This window comes from Paraburkholderia gardini, assembly GCF_907164575.1.
In the GTDB taxonomy this organism is placed as follows: domain Bacteria; phylum Pseudomonadota; class Gammaproteobacteria; order Burkholderiales; family Burkholderiaceae; genus Paraburkholderia; species Paraburkholderia gardini.
Genome location: NZ_CAJQYY010000020.1, coordinates 63701 through 81117, shown reverse-complemented (window position 1 = coordinate 81117; position 17417 = coordinate 63701). Strand labels below are relative to the sequence as shown.

16 protein-coding genes are annotated in these 17417 nt (G+C 64.4%); 8 read left to right on the top strand and 8 right to left on the bottom strand.

Translation table 11 applies throughout. The features are described 5' to 3' along the window. Positions 1-112 precede the first annotated feature (112 nt). Entirely contained in the window at positions 113-1651 is a 1539-nt protein-coding gene (locus LPA34_RS17490) for an MFS transporter (RefSeq protein ID WP_228980400.1), read from the top strand. A 99-nt stretch (positions 1652-1750) separates the two neighbouring features. Here LPA34_RS17490 and LPA34_RS17485 read toward each other — a convergent pair whose 3' ends face one another. Further along, complete coding sequence (locus LPA34_RS17485) at positions 1751-2344, bottom strand: nitroreductase family protein (RefSeq protein ID WP_228980398.1); 594 nt, start codon at positions 2342-2344, stop codon at positions 1751-1753. 247 nt (positions 2345-2591) lie between these two features. Beyond that, on the bottom strand, positions 2592-3875 hold the full coding sequence (locus LPA34_RS17480; RefSeq protein WP_228980397.1) for an MFS transporter: 1284 nt from the start codon (positions 3873-3875) through the stop codon (positions 2592-2594). A gap of 159 nt (positions 3876-4034) precedes the next feature. Between LPA34_RS17480 and LPA34_RS17475 the strand changes: the two genes are divergently transcribed. Continuing rightward, complete coding sequence (locus LPA34_RS17475; protein WP_228980396.1) at positions 4035-4670, top strand: TetR/AcrR family transcriptional regulator; 636 nt, start codon at positions 4035-4037, stop codon at positions 4668-4670. A 122-nt stretch (positions 4671-4792) separates the two neighbouring features. Continuing rightward, a complete protein-coding gene (locus tag LPA34_RS17470; RefSeq protein WP_228980394.1) occupies positions 4793-5359 on the top strand; it encodes a DUF1415 domain-containing protein in 567 nt (188 codons plus the stop codon). A gap of 76 nt (positions 5360-5435) precedes the next feature. On the opposite strand, the gene LPA34_RS17465 is transcribed toward LPA34_RS17470, so the two are convergent. Then, positions 5436-6308 carry a class I SAM-dependent methyltransferase gene (locus tag LPA34_RS17465; protein WP_228980392.1) on the bottom strand — a complete coding sequence of 291 codons (873 nt, stop codon included), beginning with the start codon at positions 6306-6308 and terminating at the stop codon, positions 5436-5438. Between the two features lie 384 nt (positions 6309-6692). On the opposite strand from LPA34_RS17465, the gene LPA34_RS17460 reads away from it, so the two are divergent. Beyond that, positions 6693-7013 (top strand): type II toxin-antitoxin system HicA family toxin, encoded by a 321-nt coding sequence (locus LPA34_RS17460; protein WP_228980390.1) that lies wholly within the window; start codon positions 6693-6695, stop codon positions 7011-7013. Between the two features lie 68 nt (positions 7014-7081). Here the strand turns inward: LPA34_RS17460 and LPA34_RS17455 are convergent, their stop codons facing one another. Continuing rightward, the gene (locus LPA34_RS17455; RefSeq protein WP_228980388.1) at positions 7082-7792 is read right to left on the bottom strand and encodes a FadR/GntR family transcriptional regulator; all 711 of its coding nucleotides are present in this window, start codon (positions 7790-7792) and stop codon (positions 7082-7084) included. 302 nt (positions 7793-8094) lie between these two features. On the opposite strand from LPA34_RS17455, the gene LPA34_RS17450 reads away from it, so the two are divergent. From LPA34_RS17450 to LPA34_RS17440, 3 genes are all read left to right on the top strand, one after another. After that, positions 8095-9231, top strand: a complete 1137-nt coding sequence (locus LPA34_RS17450) for a mannitol dehydrogenase family protein (RefSeq protein WP_228980386.1) — start codon at positions 8095-8097, stop codon at positions 9229-9231. A 52-nt stretch (positions 9232-9283) separates the two neighbouring features. Continuing rightward, positions 9284-10849 carry a UxaA family hydrolase gene (locus LPA34_RS17445; protein ID WP_228980384.1) on the top strand — a complete coding sequence of 522 codons (1566 nt, stop codon included), beginning with the start codon at positions 9284-9286 and terminating at the stop codon, positions 10847-10849. A 146-nt stretch (positions 10850-10995) separates the two neighbouring features. Then, positions 10996-12276: a BaiN/RdsA family NAD(P)/FAD-dependent oxidoreductase gene (locus LPA34_RS17440; RefSeq protein ID WP_228980382.1), complete on the top strand. Its 1281-nt coding sequence runs from the start codon at positions 10996-10998 to the stop codon at positions 12274-12276. A gap of 61 nt (positions 12277-12337) precedes the next feature. On the opposite strand, the gene LPA34_RS17435 is transcribed toward LPA34_RS17440, so the two are convergent. The 4 genes from LPA34_RS17435 to LPA34_RS17420 form a co-directional block, all read right to left on the bottom strand. Further along, a complete protein-coding gene (locus LPA34_RS17435) occupies positions 12338-13462 on the bottom strand; it encodes a methyltransferase (RefSeq protein ID WP_228980380.1) in 1125 nt (374 codons plus the stop codon). A gap of 184 nt (positions 13463-13646) precedes the next feature. Further along, positions 13647-14327 (bottom strand): ankyrin repeat domain-containing protein, encoded by a 681-nt coding sequence (locus tag LPA34_RS17430; protein WP_228980378.1) that lies wholly within the window; start codon positions 14325-14327, stop codon positions 13647-13649. 66 nt (positions 14328-14393) lie between these two features. Continuing rightward, the gene (locus LPA34_RS17425) at positions 14394-14954 is read right to left on the bottom strand and encodes a c-type cytochrome (protein ID WP_228980506.1); all 561 of its coding nucleotides are present in this window, start codon (positions 14952-14954) and stop codon (positions 14394-14396) included. 71 nt (positions 14955-15025) lie between these two features. Next, positions 15026-16705, bottom strand: a complete 1680-nt coding sequence (locus LPA34_RS17420; protein WP_228980503.1) for a pyrroloquinoline quinone-dependent dehydrogenase — start codon at positions 16703-16705, stop codon at positions 15026-15028. A gap of 42 nt (positions 16706-16747) precedes the next feature. On the opposite strand from LPA34_RS17420, the gene LPA34_RS26990 reads away from it, so the two are divergent. Continuing rightward, positions 16748-17401: a helix-turn-helix domain-containing protein gene (locus LPA34_RS26990; RefSeq protein ID WP_324251755.1), complete on the top strand. Its 654-nt coding sequence runs from the start codon at positions 16748-16750 to the stop codon at positions 17399-17401. Positions 17402-17417 lie beyond the last annotated feature (16 nt).

The following is a 17417-nucleotide window of genomic DNA, read 5'->3' as shown; positions in this document are numbered from 1 at the left end:
CAGTATCAACCGGGGCCGCGCGACTTCGCACGGAATGGAATTTGCTGCCGCAGTGTCCCAGGTGAACCTGGTCAAGCAGGTTATGTCGTCAATTTTCGGGAGATCTTGAGGGATGACCGAGCCGTCCTCCGCCTCGACCCACGAGCGGCCCGCCTCGCCGGCCAGCCCGACGTCGCCCGGCGACGAATCCGGCGCGCCCGGAACCCACGCCGGGCGGCCACCGGTTATCGAAACCGATCTGCCGTCGCGGCTCGACCGGCTGCCGTGGGGCCGCTTCCACACGCTGATCGTCTTCGCGCTCGGCGTCACCTGGCTGCTGGACGGGCTCGAAGTGACACTGGCCGGCGCCGTGGCGAGCGCACTGAAATCCAGCCCGGCGCTGCATTTTTCCAACGCCGACGTCGGTCTGACCGGCAGCGCGTATATCGCCGGCGCCGTGCTCGGCGCGCTCGGGTTCGGCTGGCTCACCGACCGGCTCGGACGCCGGAAGCTCTTTTTCATCACGCTCGCTCTCTATCTGGCCGCCACCGCGGCAACCGCGCTTTCGTGGAATCTGGCGAGCTTCATTGTGTTCCGGTTTCTGACGGGCGCGGGCATTGGCGGCGAATACACCGCGATCAATTCGACGATTCAGGAGTTCACTCCAGCTCGCGTGCGCGGCTGGACCGATCTCGGCATCAACGGCACGTTCTGGATCGGCGCCGCGCTCGGCGCGACGGGCTCGCTGGTTTTGCTCGACAACAGCCTGCTGCCGGCCGACTGGGGCTGGCGCGCCTGCTTTTTCATCGGCGCCGCGCTCGCGCTCGTGATCCTGCCGATGCGCGCGTGGATTCCCGAGAGTCCGCGCTGGCTCATGACACACGGCGAGCACGACGAAGCGCGGACGATCGTCGAAGGCATTGAAACCCGCTTTCGCCGCGAAGGCCATATGCTCGCGCAGGGCGGTCTTCAGACTTTGCGCCTCCGCTCGCGCGAACGCACGACGCTGCGCGAGGTGTTTCACACCCTCTTCGCATTGCACCGGCGGCGCGCGCTGGTGGGCATGTCGCTGATGACCGCGCAGGCGTTCTGCTACAACGCGATATTCTTCACCTACGCGCTCGTGCTGACCGACTTCTACGGGGTGCCGGGCGATCGCATCGGCTGGTATCTGTTGCCGTTCGCGCTCGGCAACTTTCTTGGTCCGTTGCTGCTTGGCCGGCTCTTCGACGTGATCGGCCGCCGCAGGATGATTGCATCGACGTATGCCATTTCGGGCGTGCTGCTCGCGGTGAGCGGCTATCTCTTCGAGCAGCAGTTGCTCGATGTGACCACGCAGACAATCGCCTGGATGGTGATCTTCTTCTTTGCATCGGCGGCGGCGAGTTCGGCATATCTGACCGTCAGCGAATCGTTTCCGCTCGAAATCCGCGCGCTCGCGATTGCCGTGTTCTATGCGTTCGGCACGGCTCTCGGCGGCATCGCCGGGCCCGCGTTTTTCGGGCGCCTGATCGATACGCACGAGCGCGCGCAGGTGTTCACGGGATATCTCGTCGGTGCGGTGCTGATGATTGCCGCCGCGGTGATCGCGGCGATCTGGGGCGTCGACGCGGAAAGAAAATCGCTGGAAAGCGTCGCGTCGCCGCTTTCCGCGCTCGACGCGGACCATTAAGGCCAACGACTACAAGAACTCTTCCGAAAACGAAAAACGCGCGATCGAGGTCGCGCGTTTTTCAATGGCAAAGCTGGGAGTGAAGGCAAAATACCAGTATCAGAACGCCTTCTTCCACGCGCCGCCATAGGCGATCTCGCCCAGCGGCTGACGCTGGCGCACCGACTTCTCGCGCTCGCGCAGCACCGGATCGAGTTTGTCGACATCGCCGTAATGGCCGAGCGAAATCATCGCGATGACTTCGACGTCGGCGGGAATCGCAAACGCGCTACGAAACGCGGGGACATCGAAGCCGCTCATCTGGTGCGCGGCGAGACCGAGCGCGTGCGCCTGCAGGACGAGCGCCATCGCTGCCGCGCCCGCATCGTACGGTGCGCAGCGGTTGATTTCGCCCTTGCTCGTCAACGTCTGTGTCGTGACCGCGATCAGCACCGGTGCCGGCCCGTTCCACCCCTGGTTGAACGGCACCAGCGTCGCGAAGGCGCGCTTGAACGCGACTTCGTCGGTGGTGCGGTCGAACACGACGAAACGCCACGGCTGCCCGTTATACGACGAAGGCGCCCAGCGCGCCGCTTCGAGCACCGAATGCAACTGCTCGCGGCTCACCGGTTCGCTCGAATACGCGCGCGGGCTCCAGCGGCCAGCAAGAAGTTCGTGGATGGGGACAGTCGTTGGAGCGGGTTTTGTCATCATGCGCTTCTCTCGATCGAAATCCAGTCGACGGGCGGACGCCCGGGGTCACATAGCATAACCGGCCTTTACGCCGCGCGCTGCTTGCGCCCGCGCATAAGCGCGATCATCGCATCCGGAAAAAAACCGGAGCGATACGATCATCGCTCCGGTTTCCTTTGTGCCATGTCCGCTGTCGCGCGGGCGAAGCGCTCAATCCACGCTCGCTGTGCCGCCGAAGGAACAAAACCCGCGCAACCGGCCGCCGGTATCACACCGCCTGCGCGGCGACTGGCCGCCCGCCGCGGTTGATCCGCAGCACGATCACAGCGGCAACGAGACACAATCCGCCCGAGATCATCGACGCCACCGTATAGGTGCCAAGGCTTGCGCGCAACATGCCGGCGCCAAGCGCCGCGAACGCCGCGCCGAGCTGGTGACCGGCGACCACCCAGCCGAACACGACCGGCGCCGATTCCTTGCCGTAGACGTCGGTGGCAAGACGCACGGTCGGTGGCACGGTGGCAATCCAGTCGAGACCATAGAACACGGCAAAGAGCGGCAACCCGAAGAAGTCGATTCCGAACGCGTGCGGCAGGTAAATCAGCGACAGCCCGCGCAACCCGTAGTACCAGAACAGCAGCACGCGGCTGTTGAAACGATCCGACAGCCATCCGGACAACGTCGTGCCGAACAGATCGAAGATGCCCATGGCAGCCAGCAGCGACGCGCCCTGCACTTCGGTCATGCCGTAGTCGCCGCACATCGCGATCAGATGGGTGCCGACGTAGCCATTGGTACTCGCACCGCAGATAAAGAAGCTGAAGAAGAGCAGCCAGAAGTCGCGCGTTTTGCTTGCCATCGACAGTGTGCCGAAGGCGATCGCCAGTGGATTCTGCTTCGTGAGGTTCGACGCGACAGGCGCGTCGGCCGGCTCGCCATAGGGGCGCAACGCCATGTCGGCGGGTCGCTCCGGCAACAGGAACGCAACCAGCGGCAGGACGATCGCGGCGGCGCCCGCCACCACCAGCACAACCGGTTGCCAGCCGTGATGCTCCGCGATCGCCGCGAGCAGCGGCAGGAACACGAGCTGACCTGTAGCCGAACTCGCAGTCAGGATGCCCATCACGAGACCGCGATGCGTGGTGAACCAGCGCGTCACCACCGTCGCCGACAGCGACAACGCCGCCACCCCCGTCGAGCCGCCGACCATCACACCCCAGATCAGCACCATCTGCCACGGATGCGTCATCAGCGACGAAAGCGCGACACCGCCCGCCATCGTCGCGAGCGCGATAAGGAGCGTGGGACGTACGCCGAACCGTTGCATCGCCGCTGCCGCAAACGGCCCCATCAAGCCGTACAGCGCGATGTTCACGGAGATCGCGAGGGAGACCGTCGCGCGGCTCCAGCCGAACTGATGCTCGAGCGGCACCATCATCACGCTCGGCGTGGCGCGCGTGCCCGCCGCGGCCAGCAGCACCAGAAACACCACCGCCACGGTCAGCCATCCATAGTGGAAGCGTCCGCCAATCAGTCTCGCAGCCCAGTTCATCGTCTCTCCAGCCGGCGCGCGGCGTCCGTTTTTTCGCCGCTCGCGCGAATTGTTACCGATACAGTAAAGGACTTGTGACAGATCAGTCACAATGTGTGTTGCGATGTTAGTGACTGGTCGGTAACATGTCAAGCGTCGGTAACCGGAGGTGGAACGTCCATGGCACAGAGCGAAACTGAAAAACGCACCGCGCATCGCCGCGCACGCACGCAGACGGCGGGTCCCGACGCGCAGGCGCATCTGCTGCGCGCGGCGGACGAGCTGTTCTATCGCGACGGCGTGCGGGCGGTGGGTGTCGATACGGTCGTGGAGCGCGCTGGCGTCAACAAGATGAGCCTGTACCGGCAGTTCTCGTCCAAGGACGATCTCGTGCTGGCCTACCTCGAACGCAAGGACGGGCAGTTTTTCAGCTACGTCGAGAAGAGCTTCGCGAAGTATCCGGGTGAGCCCGCAAGGCAGCTGCAACAGTACTTCGACGATCTGGCCGTGCGCGCTTCGGTGAAGGATTATCGGGGCTGTCCGTTCGTGAATATCGCCGTCGAGTTTCCCGACGTGACGCACCCCGCGCGCCAGTTCGTCATCGACAACAAGGCGCGGCTGATGGCGCGAATCCTTGCGCTTGCAACCGAAGCGGGCGCGGACGATCCCGAGGCGCTCGCCGACGCACTCGGCCTCCTGATCGAAGGCGTCTACGCAGCAAGCCAGACGTATGGTCCGGGCTGCGGGCCCGTGCGCGCCGCGCCGCGCGTCGCGGCGCAGCTGATCGCAGCAGCCTGCGGGCGCGCGCCGGGCTGAAGGCACGGCGGCGGCCGCCGCTCGCGCGTCGAGCAACGGGAAAACGATCCAGCGCTGCAACGCCTGTACGACCGTTGCCGGCAAGGCCGTTAAAATACGGCTTTCCACGTCGCCCTTCCGTCATGCCGCTGTCCGCCGAAACCCGCGAATCGATCCTTTCCGCCACCCGTCACTGGCTGACGCGCGCGGTCATCGGACTGAACCTGTGTCCGTTCGCGAAGAGCGTGCATGTGAAAGACCAGATCCGCTACGCGATCAGCGAAGCGACGAACATGGAAGGCGTGCTGGCCGATCTCGAAACCGAACTGCAGACGCTCGCCGACGCCGATCCGGCCGATATCGACACGACGCTCCTGATCATTCCGGACGCGCTGGCCGATTTCCTCGAGTACAACGACTGCCTGTTTTTCGCCGACCGGATGCTAGAGCAGATGCGTCTTGAAGGCGAATTGCAGATCGCGAGTTTTCATCCGCGGTATCAGTTCGACGGCACCGGGCCAGACGACATCGAGAACTACACCAACCGCGCGCCGTATCCGGTCCTGCATCTGTTGCGCGAAGCGAGTATCGAACGTGCGGTCGATGCGTTCCCCGACGCAGCCGATATCTACGAACGCAATCAGGAAACGATGCAGCGGCTTGGCCTGGATGGCTGGCGGAAATGGATGAGCGAGCCGGCTAAAGACTGACGCTGGACGTCACACAGGCGCGCATCACCTGAAGGCAGGCGTTCGACGCACCTGCCCGAAATAACCGCCGCGCGAATCACACGACTTCTGGCGCAAAGAACCGCTCACGCAGTTCGACGAGACCGAGCGTCTCCATCACCTCGTTGAGCCGTTCCGCCGGCCGGCGGCGCGGCAGATCCTTGTACTGGGCGATGATGAGTTCGTTCTTCATCGAATGCTCCCAGCCGACGAGTTCCGTCACGCTCACCTGATAGCCGTGCGCTTCGAGTTGCAGGCAGCGGAGCACGTTCGTGATCTGGCTGCCGAACTCGCGCGTATGCAGCGGATGGCGCCAGATTTCCGTCAGCGCGTGGCCGAGCGAGCGGCTCTTGTTGCTGCGCAGCACGCCCGCCACTTCCGCCTGGCAGCACGGCACCACGACGATGTACTTCGCCTTTTTCTCCAGCGCGAAGCGGATCGCGTCGTCGGTGGCGGTGTTACACGCGTGCAGCGCGGTGACGATGTCGATCGTCGCCGGCAGACGCTCCGACGTAATCGATTCCGCCACCGACAGATTCACGAACGACATCCCGCCGAAACCCAGCCGCGCCGCCAGTTCTTCCGACTTCGTGACGAGGTCCTCACGCGTCTCGATGCCGTAGATATGCGACGCGTCGTGCTGCTCCTTGAAAAACAGGTCATACAGGATAAAACCCAGATAGGACTTCCCCGCGCCGTGGTCGACGAGCGTGAGGCTGCCCTGCGTGTCCTTCAGGTCTTTCAGCAGCGGCTCGATGAACTGGAACAGGTGATAGACCTGCTTCAGCTTGCGCCGGCTGTCCTGATTCATCGTGCCGTCGCGCGTGAGGATGTGCAGCTCCTTCAGCAGCTCGATCGACTGATTCGGACGGATTTCGTGGGTTTTCGCCGCTTTCGGCGGCTTTGCGGGACTGGCGGATCGGGTGGACATCGAATTTGTGCAGCGCCAACCGCACCGGGAACGTGCGACAGATGACGGAACGATTGAAAAGATACTGCCAGTTTACCGAAAAGCGCGGAGAGGAACCGGGTGCGTCCGCGCGAAGAGCGAGAAAACCGCCGGAGACACATCCATGCACCTGGAACATTTCATGCTGAATGTCACGCGGCGCGCGCGGAAAGCGCCGGTCGCAAACGGACGGCAATTCCGCTTCGCCCTTACGGGGAGCGGCACACACCATCAACACAAGCAGCTGCTCTGAGAGGAGCAGCTAGCGTGTGGGAGGTCGGCACCGGAACATCGGGCCGAACGTTACGTAACCTGCAGCGCGCCGTGACCGGACAAGAAGCACGCTCAGACGAAAATGAGGCGGCAATGGACGCGATACCGAACGGAAACGCGGAGCAGAAGTTCCAGGAGATGCTGACGCGACTCCTCACCACGCCCGCGTGGACCGAAAAGCAGCAGATTGAACTCGAAATGGCGCGCGACATCTCGGTGGAGATGCTGCGGATTGCCGAGTTGATGCGTGATGGCGCCGTCGACATGGAAACCTGTCTCACGCTGCTCAAATACGCAAAGGTGCTCGACTTCGTCATGACGACGCTGGCTTCGCGGCGTGATATCAAGCCCCAGACGCTACGCGTGATCTTCAAGCTCGCCGGTCTGAAGGTCGATGAGGAGTACCCGGGTTGATCGAATCGGCCGATTCGATCCGCCCCTGAAGGCGATGCACGCTGCCGGCCGCCGGCAGCGGCCGGCTTTCAGGGTTTGACGCGTCTCATCAGACGCGCGTAGGACGCTTTCAGATGCCGCTGGACTGCCGCATGTGCCTGCACGGGGTCCCGTTCCTCGAGCGCTTCCAGAATGGCGCGATGCTCATCGAGCGCCGCCGCCCAGGTATCGTCCCCTTCGAAATGCACCCGCAGCTTCGACGACAACGGACTGTGCCGCTCGTCGAACAGGTCCGCGATTGTTTTCACCAGCACGTCGTTTTCCGACATCTGCGCAACGCACAGGTGGAACTGGCGGTCGGCGGCTATCGGAATCTGGCCGGCGGCGACTTCCGCTGCCATGCGTTCGTACAGGGTGCGCAGCGCCTTGAGCGCCTTCGGCTTCGCGAACGGCGCGACGCTCGCCGCGATCGCGCCTTCGATCAGCGAGCGGGCGTCCATGATTTCGCGCGGGCTTTCGCCGAGCGTGCCTGAATCGGGCGATGGCGCGCCGGCCGCGGCGGATGCCGGGCGCGAACTCACATACACGCCCGATCCCATGCGGATCTCCACGCGCCCTTCCAGTTCCAGCGCGACAAGCGCCTCGCGCACCGACGGCCGCGATACGCCCAGCATCTGCGCCAGTTCGCGCTCGGACGGCAGGCGTCCGTTCGGCGCGAAGCCTTGCTGGCCGATCAGTTCGCGCAGCTTGTCGGCGATCTGGAGATAGAGACGACGCGTTTCGACGGGTTTGACTGGCAAACGTGGCTCCGGGCGGCTGGACGGTTCGATGGCGGCGACGCCAGGCTGCGCGCCCGGCAAAGCGTGAATTGTAATCAGCGAGACCCACGGACGGTCCGACGTTTTGCCATCGAACGTGCATGTGGGCCAAACTGGCTTGACCAGATTAGCAATATACTTCTATGATCGGCAACTGGTCAGGCCGAAATAACACCATGTCGTGAAGCCGGCAAGGCGCCCCCCAACTTCAGAACGTCCATCCCGCGATGAATCCTGTCTCATCTGTTTCGTCCTGCACGACCGTGTTTCCGGAGCGCTGACGGATGGCGAATTCCATTCTGCAATTCGGTACCAGCCGCTTCCTGCAGGCGCATATCGATCTCTTCGTGTCGCAGGCGCTTAAGGACGGTCACGCCGCGGCCGGCAACATCACCGTCGTGCAGACCACGTCCAGCGCCGAAAGCCGCGCGCGCATCGAAGCGTTGCGCGCCGACGCGCGTTATCCGGTGCGCGTTCGCGGCATGCGGCACGGCGACGTGATCGACACCACGATCGAATGCGACGCGATCACCGAAGCGCTCGACGCCCGCACCGACTGGCCGCTCGTCGTCGAGCGCTTCGCGCATGACGCGCGCGTCGTGATCTCGAACACGAGCGAGGCCGGCTTCGCGCGCTTTCCCGCCGACACCGCCGCTTTGCTGCGCGATATCGCCACGCCGCCGCAAGGCTTCGCGGCGAAGCTCGTCGTGCTGTTGCACGCGCGTTTTCTCGCGGGCGCCGCGCCGCTGTCGATTTTTCCGTGCGAACTCATCACGCGTAACGGCGACACGTTGCGCGATCTGGTCGCGGGCATCGCGCGTGAATGGAACGCGGATGCGGCGCTCGTCGAGTACATCGAGCACGGCTGTATCTGGGTGAATTCGCTCGTCGACCGGATCGTGTCGGAGCCGATCCATCCGGTCGGCGCAATTGCTGAGCCGTATGCGCTGTGGGCCGTCGAGCGTCGCGCGGGCATGGTGCTGCCGTGCGGGCACGCGGCAATCGTCGTCACCGACGACCTGCCGCACTACGAGCGACTCAAGCTGATGCTGCTGAACCTCGGGCACACGTATCTGGCGGAGCGCTGGCTGTCCGGGCGCCGTCCCGCCGATGAAAACACGCGCCACGCGATGCAGGACACGAGGCTGCGCGCCGACCTCGAAGCACTCTGGTGCGACGAAGTGCTGCCCGTCTTCGATGCGCTCGGCGAAGCGGACACCGCGCGCGCCTATCTCGCCGACGTGCGCGAACGTTTCGGGAATCCGTTTCTCGACCACCGGCTTTCAGATATCGCGCGCAATCACGAGGAAAAGAAACGTCGCCGCCTGCGCCCGGTCATCGAGCTCGCGCGCGAACTGCGCATCACGCCCAACCAGCCACGCCTGAAGGCCGCGCTCGGCGAGACGACGCGTCGGGCCTGAGCGAATCCTGAGCGAACCGTCACCCGCATAGACGAAAGAACAGAGGTTTTCCATGTCGAGCCCAACACTTGCAACGCCCAACACCGTCGCCGCGCACGCCGTGATCCGCCTGCATCCGAACGACGACGTCGTGATCGCGACGCGTCAGCTCATGTCCGGCACGCGGATCGACGCGGAAGATCTCGTCGTGTCCGGGCTGATTCCGCCGGGCCACAAGATCGCGACGCGCGCGATCGCGAAAGGCGAACCGGTCAAACGCTACAACCAGATCATCGGCGTCGCGCGGGAGAACATCGCGCGCGGTCAGCACGTACATGTGCAGAACCTCGGCATGGCGGACTTCTCGCGCGATCACGCGTTCGGCGTCGACCGGCATCCCACGGAATACGCGAGCGAACCAGCGCACTTCATGGGCATTCGCCGCGACGACGGACGCGTCGCGACGCGCAACTACATCGGCGTCTTGACGAGCGTGAACTGCTCGGCGACGGTCGCGCGCGCAATCGCAGATCATTTCAGGCGCGATGTGCATCCGGAGGAACTCGCGGATTTTCCGAACGTCGACGGCGTGATCGCGCTCACGCACGGGCTCGGTTGCGGTATCGACATGCAAGGCGAAGGCATCCGGATCCTGCGCCGCACGCTCGCGGGTTACGCGATGCATCCGAACTTCGCGTCGGTGCTGTTCGTCGGCCTCGGCTGCGAGACGAACCAGATTGGCGGTGTGCTCGAAGCCGGCGGATTGAGCGACGATAAACCGCGTCTGCGCAGCTTCACGATTCAGGATAGCGGCGGCACACGCAAGACAATCGAGCGCGGCATCGCGATGGTGCGCGAAATGCTGGCCGACGCGAACCGCGCGACGCGCGAGCGGCTGCCGGCATCGCATATCGTCGTCGGTTTGCAGTGCGGCGGCTCGGATGGCTATTCCGGCATCTCGGCGAACCCGGCGCTCGGCGCGGCCGTCGACCGCCTGGTGCGAAACGGCGGCACGGCGATCCTGTCGGAGACGCCTGAAGTTTACGGCGCGGAACACCTGCTCACGCGGCGCGCGGTGAGCCACGAAGTCGGCGAGAAACTGCTCGCGCGCATCGCCTGGTGGCAGGACTACTGCGAGCGCAACGGCGCGGCGCTCGATAACAATCCGTCGGCCGGCAACAAGGTCGGCGGCCTCACGACGATCCTCGAAAAATCGCTCGGCGCCGTGGCGAAAGGCGGCACAACAAATCTCGTCGAAGTGTACGAATACGCGCAGCCGGTCACCGCGAAAGGTTTCGTGTTCATGGATTCGCCGGGCTATGACCCGATGTCGGCGACCGGCCAGGTGGCGTCGGGTGCAAACCTGATCTGCTTCACGACCGGACGCGGTTCCGCGTATGGCTGCGCGCCGTCGCCGTCGCTAAAGCTCGCGACGAACACGCCGCTGTGGGAACGCCAGGAAGACGACATGGACATCAACTGCGGCGGTGTGATCGACGGCACGGCGAGCATCGATGAACTCGGCGAAGCCGTGTTTCGCATGATGCTCGACTGCGCGTCCGGCAGGCCGTCGAAGAGCGAACTGCACGGCTATGGACAAAGCGAGTTCGTGCCGTGGCAGGTCGGTGTCGTGACCTGAAACGGCGCGGCGCTGCTGGGTACTTTTGAACTGTGTGGTGAGGTCGACTCGCTGCTTCAGCGTGCGCGTTTGCTCCCGTTCGCCGTGGGTGTGAAAATGGCGCACCTCGCGTCTTTGCACGCTTCCCTCTTCTTCGCGCCTGCCGCATGCCCCTTTCGCACGATTCAGTTTCTGTTGCCGTCATCGGCGGCGGCCCGGCCGGGTTGATGGCCGCCGAGGCGCTCGCGCGGCGCGGCGTGTGCGTCGACGTCCATGACGCGATGCCTTCCGTCGGCCGCAAGTTCCTGATGGCCGGCAAAGGCGGCATGAACATCACGCACTCGGAGCCGCTCACGCCGTTTCTCGGCCGCTATGGCGCGCGCCGCGAGCAGATCGCGCCGCTCCTCGACGCGTTCGGCCCCGACGCGTTACGTGCGTGGCTGACGGAGCTGGGCGTCCCGACGTTCGTCGGCAGCTCGGGGCGCGTGTTCCCGACCGACATGAAGGCCGCGCCGATGCTGCGCGCGTGGCTGCATCGGCTGAAAGAAGCCGGTGTGCGGTTCCACATGCGCCACAAGTGGATCGGCTGGGACAGCGACGCAGGAACAGCCGATGCGCCGAAGCACGTGCTGCGCTTCGCCACGAGCGGCGACGACGGCGAGCATCTTGTCACGGCCGATGCAGTCGTGTTCGCGCTGGGCGGCGGTAGCTGGCCGCGGCTCGGCTCGGATGCTTCATGGGTCCCGCTGATGCAGGCGCGCGGCGTGCCGATCGCGCCGCTGCTCCCGTCGAACTGCGGCTTCGACGCCGACTGGAGCGCGTATTTCCGTGAACATTTCGCCGGCCAGCCGGTGAAACCCGTCGCCATTTCCGTCATCGATATAGACAAAAAAGTCCATTATCGAAAAGGTGAGTTCATTTCGACGGAAACGGGCATCGAGGGCAGTCTGGTGTATGCGCTTTCGTCGGTGATCCGGGATCGTCTGCTGGGGGACGGCGAGGTCGTCATTCACCTCGATCTCGCGCCGGCGCACTCCGCTGAGCGCGTTGTGGACGAAGTCACGCGCCCGCGCGGGTCGCGCTCGATGTCGACGCATCTGCACGGGCGGCTCGGGATTTCGGGCGTCAAGGCGGGTTTGCTGCGCGAGTGTCTGTCGAAGGAGGCGTTCGCCGATACGCAGAAGCTGGCGCACGCGATCAAGGCGCTGCCGCTGCGTTTGACGCGCGCGCGGCCCATCGAGGAAGCGATCAGCAGCGCGGGCGGCGTGCCGTTCGAGGCGCTCGATGCGCGCCTGATGCTGCAACAGATTCCGGGCGCGTTCTGCGCCGGCGAGATGCTCGACTGGGAAGCGCCGACGGGCGGCTATCTGCTCACAGCCTGCTTCGCGAGCGGCCTGGTTGCGGGCCAAGGCGCAGCCGGGTACGTCGGGGCGCCGGAAGCGGTGTGAGGTTCGGGGTTAGGACCGGCGTTCGGGTTGGGGATAACAACCGGCGTCACTACGCTGAATCTCAGCGCGCCTGCAGACGCCACAACGACGTCACCTCTTTCACGCGCGCCGCGTGCAGCGGATCGTTCGCATCGGTCGACTTCGGATGACGCGGCTTGATGTCCTCACGTCCGACGAGCTTCAACCCAGCCTGATCGATCGCCGCGAGCAGGCTTTCGCGCGAGCGCAAGCCAAGATGCTCGGCGAAGTCGGACAGGATCAGCCAGCCTTCGCCGTCTGGCGAGAGATGCGCCGCGAGGCCGTTCAGGAAGCCAAGCAGCATGCGGCTGTCCGGATCGAACACGGCATATTCGACCGGCGATGCGGGCCGCGCCGGCACCCACGGCGGATTGCAGATCACGAGCGGCGCGCGGCCTTCGGGAAACAGATCGGCCTGTACCACCTTGACCTGAGCGTCGTAACCCATCCGCGCGAGGTTTTCGGTGGCGCACACGAGCGCGCGCGGATCCTGATCGGTCGCGACGATCTTCTTCACGCCGCGTTTTGCCAGCAGCGCGGCCAGCACACCGGTACCGGTGCCGATGTCGAATGCCTTTTCAAGCGTTGGCAACGGCGTACGCGCAACGAGATCCACATACTCGCCGCGCACCGGCGAGAACACGCCGTAATGCGGATGGATGCGATCCGCGAGCACGGGAATCTCGACACCCTTCTTGCGCCATTCATGCGCGCCGATCAGGCCGAGCAGTTCACGCAGCGATACCACCGAAGGCTCGCCGGTCGCCGCACCGTACGTCTCGGTGCACGCCTCGCGCACTTCCGGCGCGCGCCGCAGCGGGATCGTGTAATCGCCGTCCAGCGGAATCAGCACCATGCCGAGAACGCGCGCGCGTTGCGACTGCGTCTGACGATGGAAATTGAACGCTTCTTTCAGCGAAGTCGCCGTCTTGCGCGGATTGCGTTCGACCCGCCGCGTCATCGCCTGCAACAGCTGACGCGCGTTCTGGAAGTCGCCGCGATAGAGCAGCGCCGTGCCTTCGCACGCAAGACGATAAGCGGCATCGGCGGTAAGACGATCATCGGCGATGGTCACACGCTTTGGCGGCGGCACGGCCGTCTCTGAACGCCAGAGGACGGCGCGCGGGCCGTCGTCTTCGGGAAGGGTGATCGTGGCGGAAGTGGTCATGAGTACGCGAGGAAGAAACGGGGCGGCCGCGATACGGTCTGCGCCGGCAGCGGCACGGCCGCTCACAGCTTTGGCGCGATAGTACCGCTCACCTGGACGCACGTCTTCCTGTATTTCCGCGTGTGACGGATTTTGCATGGCGCGTCGCACGTGTATTTCCGCTGACGCGCACGAGCGCGCCTCATCACCCCCCAGGGGCGCGCGCGGGCAGCAGCGTCGCCGCATGCGTCGAATGCGTCTGCATCGCGATATCCTGCGCAGTCAGTCCGCGATTGTCGCGCAGCGCCGGATTGGCGCCACGGGCGAGCAACAGCTGGATGGTGTCCGCGCGATCGTAGCCCGCCGCCCACATCAATGCCGTGAGATCGTTCTTGTAGAGACGGTTGACGTCGACCCCCGCATCGAGCAGCAGCTGCACCACCGCCGTTGCGCCCTGACCGGCGGCATATTCCATCGCGGTTTTGCCGATGCGGTCGGCGGCCGCCGTGTCCGCCTTGTGGTCCAGCAGCAGCTTCACGATTGCGTCGGAGCCGCCATACGCAGCGGCCATCAGCGGCGTAATGCCGGAGACATCGGCCTGGTTCGCGTTCGCGCCGTGATCGATCAACGTGCGCGCCATATTGAGCGAGCCTTTCTTGCAGGCCGTGATCAACGCAGTATCGCCGATCCGGTTGCGCGAACCCGTCGACGCCCCGGCGGCAAGCGCAGCGTTCACGCCGGCTTCGTCGCCGCTTCGCGCTGCGTTCAGCAATTGCTGGTTGATCCCCACGTCGTCATCGGCGACGCTCTGCGCAGGCGCGCCGCCGAGCGCGATCGCCATCACCGCGGCACCCACCGCCGTCCACGCACGCTGCGTTCTTTTCATCGTCGTGTCTCCCCTCGAAGCGCTGTATCGATTGTGTGGCGACCGTCATTTTCATCCGCACGCGCGTTACTGCAGGTTCGCGATGTACGCTGCCAGATTCATGATGTCGTCGTCCGTCAGGCCTTTCGTGACGCTCGTCATGTTGCCGGCATCGTTCGTGCGCCGACGTTCGCGGAAGTCCTGCAACTGTTTGACGATGTACGCATACTGCTGCCCGGCGACACGCGGAATCTCGTTCTGCCCGGTGAAACCGCCCAGATGGCACATCGTGCACAGCACCTCGGCCGTCTTGCGACGCCCCGCTTCGACACGCACCGGATCAGCCTTGTAGGGCACCGCCACCGGCTTCTGCGCGGCAAAATAGTCGGCGAGGTCCTGCATGTCCTCGCGCGACAGGTTCGCCGCCATCGGCGACATGCGCGGGTCCGAGCGGCGTCCCTCCTTGAAGTCGCGCAGTTCGAGATAGATATAGCGCGCGCTTTGCCCCGCGAGAATCGGGTAATCCGGGCTCGTCGAATTGCCCATCGGCCCGTGACACGCCGCGCAAACCTGCGCCTTCGCCTGGCCGGCTTCGGCGTCGGCATGCGCGACACCGGGCAGTGCGCTTCCGAGGCCGGCGCACACCATCAACGCGGCGGCCCACGCGCGCCAGGGAAGGCGGCGTGGGCGGATCACTGCGATAGCGATCACCATGCGCGTCACTGCAACGCGAACACGATGACGGAATTACCCCGCTTGAAGTCGAGTTGCGTATTGCCGCCCGCGGCGACGGCGACGTACTGCTTGCCGTGTACGGTGTACGAGACCGCCGGTGCGTTCACACCTGCGCCGCACTGGAATTCCCAGAGCTTCTTGCCCGTTGCCGCGTCGAACGCGCGGAAGAGTCCGTTGCCTTCGCCGTTGAACACGAGATTGCCGGCTGTCGCGAGCACGCCGCCGATCAGCGGCTGATCGGTCTTGAAGTCCCACGCGATCTTGCCCGTATCGACGTTCACCGCGGACAGCTTGCCCCACTGCGCTTCGGTCGGAATCGTCTTGAAGGCGCCGCCGAGCCACAGCTTGCTGCCGCCCGGATACGCGACGTCTTCGACCTGATACGTCATCGGTTGATGCAGGTTCGCGGCGTACGCGAGCCGCGTCTTCGGGCTGAATGCCATCGGCGACCATTCGACGCCGCCGTTCGCGCCCGGCAACATCCGCGCACCGGTCGACGTCGGCAGCGTCCACATGTCTTCCTGCGGAATCATCGCCTTCGAGAAACGGATCAGCTTGCCGGTGCGGCGATCGTTCACGTAGATGTGGCCGGTTTTGCCGCCGTGAAGGATGCCCGGCACCATGTGGCCGTTCTTGTCACGGACGTCGACGAGGATCGGCGGGCTCACGGCGTCCATGTCCCAGACGTCATGCGCGATGTACTGAAAGTGCCATTTGTATTCGCCGGTATCGAGATTCACCGCGACGAGCGAATCGGTGTACAGGTTGTCTCCCGGACGGATCGCGCCGTACAGGTCAGGCGACGGATTGCCGACCACGAAATACACCGTACGCGACGCCCGGTCGACCGCCGGCGTCATCCACACGCCGCCGCCGAGCGTCTTGTAGAAGTCGCCGCCCTTGTCGGCCAGCTGCTTCTGTTCCGCGGCGATGTCGCGCTTCATGTTGCGACCGGTCGCGTCGTCGGTGGCCCAGACGCCTTCCTGGCCTTTGTCGGGAATCGTGTAGAAGGTCCAGATCAGCTTGCCGGTGGCGGCATCGAACGCTTTCACGAAACCGCGAATGCCGTACTCGCCGCCGTTCGTGCCAATCAGCACCTTGTCTTCGACGACGGTCGGCGCCATCGTTTCCGAGTAGCCTTCTTCGGGATCGGCAATCTGCGTTTCCCACAGCAGGTTGCCGGTCTTCGCATCGAGCGCGACGAGCTTCGAATCGAGCGTGCCCATGAAGAGACGATCACCCGAGATCGCGACGCCGCGGTTATTCGGCCCGCAGCAGAACGTCGTAACCGGACCCATCTTGTGCTTGTAATGCCAGTACTCCTTGCCGGTCACGGCATCGACGGCATACACGTGGTTGAACGATGTCGTCACGAACATGATGCCGTTCGAGACGATCGGCGCGGTTTCCATCGATTCGTTCACGGCGGTCTGGAAAATGAAAACGGGCTTCAGCTTCGAGACGTTCGTCGTGTTGATCTGCGTGCCGGGGTAATAGCGCGTCTGCGCGTACGAACCGTTTGAATGAATCCAGTCGCCCGCGTGCGTGTTGGCCGCGTCGAGCTGCTGCTGGCTGACGGGTCGAAGAACGTCCGGCATGGGCGTGCTGGTGGTCGTCGCGCTGTTCTGGACTTCGTCGGCGGCGAATGTTGCGGCGGGTGCCATTGCGCCGATCGTCAGCGCAAGTGAGACGCAAAGCGACCTTGTATGGCGGGATGGATGCATGGATGTCTCCTCGACTCGTCTACTGGGTTATTTGCATGCAAATACAACACTGCGCCTTTTGGCGGAGGTGTCGGGTGCCGGATGGCACAACCCTTTCGGTCGCGAAAACGTCCGAAAAACTGGATTGCTTCTTTAGGGGGCTGGTGTGCGGAGACGGGGGAGCCGATGAGCGCTCTCTTATCGAAAACCGGCTTACCAAGCGTAGGTGATGATGCCCCGCTTTTCTACCCGGTTATACGAGTGGGGGACTGCGATGGTCGCGGACGCGGGACGAAGTGCGAAAACGTGAGGGAAAGCTCACGTGGGCGGGGGATGCCCGCGCGGAGGTCGTTGGTGAGTGCTTCTGCTGTTGCACGTGAGCTTGTCTCCGCCCGGGTGCGGGCTGGACTGACTCAGGAGCAATTGGCTGAAAAGATGCAGACGACGCAATCAATCATCGCACGTATGGAGAGCGGGCACACCTTGCCGTCCATGCGCACACTGTCCCGTTATGCCGAGGCAATGGGAAGCCGTGCCGTGGTGCGTCTTGACGGCCGCATGAAACGCGGAGTCCGCCGGACGGCGCCAGGCCGAACGGCGACGCGGTCGCCGCAAGCCAGGGGCCGCCTGACAAAGCACTTCGATTCCCATCGTTGATCGCGGTCAGCCAGAA

Bases quoted from the DNA above. Each gene is read 5' to 3' on its own strand.
- LPA34_RS17420 (WP_228980503.1), bottom strand. From the start codon at position 16,705: ATGGCACCCGCCGCAACATTCGCCGCCGACGAAGTCCAGAACAGCGCG.
- LPA34_RS17445 (WP_228980384.1), top strand. From the start codon at position 9,284: ATGTCGAGCCCAACACTTGCAACGCCCAACACCGTCGCCGCGCACGCC.
- LPA34_RS17470 (WP_228980394.1), top strand. From the start codon at position 4,793: ATGCCGCTGTCCGCCGAAACCCGCGAATCGATCCTTTCCGCCACCCGT.
- LPA34_RS17430 (WP_228980378.1), bottom strand. From the start codon at position 14,327: ATGAAAAGAACGCAGCGTGCGTGGACGGCGGTGGGTGCCGCGGTGATG.
- LPA34_RS17480 (WP_228980397.1), bottom strand. From the start codon at position 3,875: ATGAACTGGGCTGCGAGACTGATTGGCGGACGCTTCCACTATGGATGG.
- LPA34_RS17465 (WP_228980392.1), bottom strand. From the start codon at position 6,308: ATGTCCACCCGATCCGCCAGTCCCGCAAAGCCGCCGAAAGCGGCGAAA.
- LPA34_RS17435 (WP_228980380.1), bottom strand. From the start codon at position 13,462: ATGACCACTTCCGCCACGATCACCCTTCCCGAAGACGACGGCCCGCGC.
- LPA34_RS17475 (WP_228980396.1), top strand. From the start codon at position 4,035: ATGGCACAGAGCGAAACTGAAAAACGCACCGCGCATCGCCGCGCACGC.
- LPA34_RS17440 (WP_228980382.1), top strand. From the start codon at position 10,996: ATGCCCCTTTCGCACGATTCAGTTTCTGTTGCCGTCATCGGCGGCGGC.
- LPA34_RS17425 (WP_228980506.1), bottom strand. From the start codon at position 14,954: ATGGTGTGCGCCGGCCTCGGAAGCGCACTGCCCGGTGTCGCGCATGCC.
- LPA34_RS17490 (WP_228980400.1), top strand. From the start codon at position 113: ATGACCGAGCCGTCCTCCGCCTCGACCCACGAGCGGCCCGCCTCGCCG.
- LPA34_RS17485 (WP_228980398.1), bottom strand. From the start codon at position 2,344: ATGATGACAAAACCCGCTCCAACGACTGTCCCCATCCACGAACTTCTT.
- LPA34_RS17450 (WP_228980386.1), top strand. From the start codon at position 8,095: ATGGCGAATTCCATTCTGCAATTCGGTACCAGCCGCTTCCTGCAGGCG.
- LPA34_RS17460 (WP_228980390.1), top strand. From the start codon at position 6,693: ATGGACGCGATACCGAACGGAAACGCGGAGCAGAAGTTCCAGGAGATG.
- LPA34_RS26990 (WP_324251755.1), top strand. From the start codon at position 16,748: ATGGCGGGATGGATGCATGGATGTCTCCTCGACTCGTCTACTGGGTTA.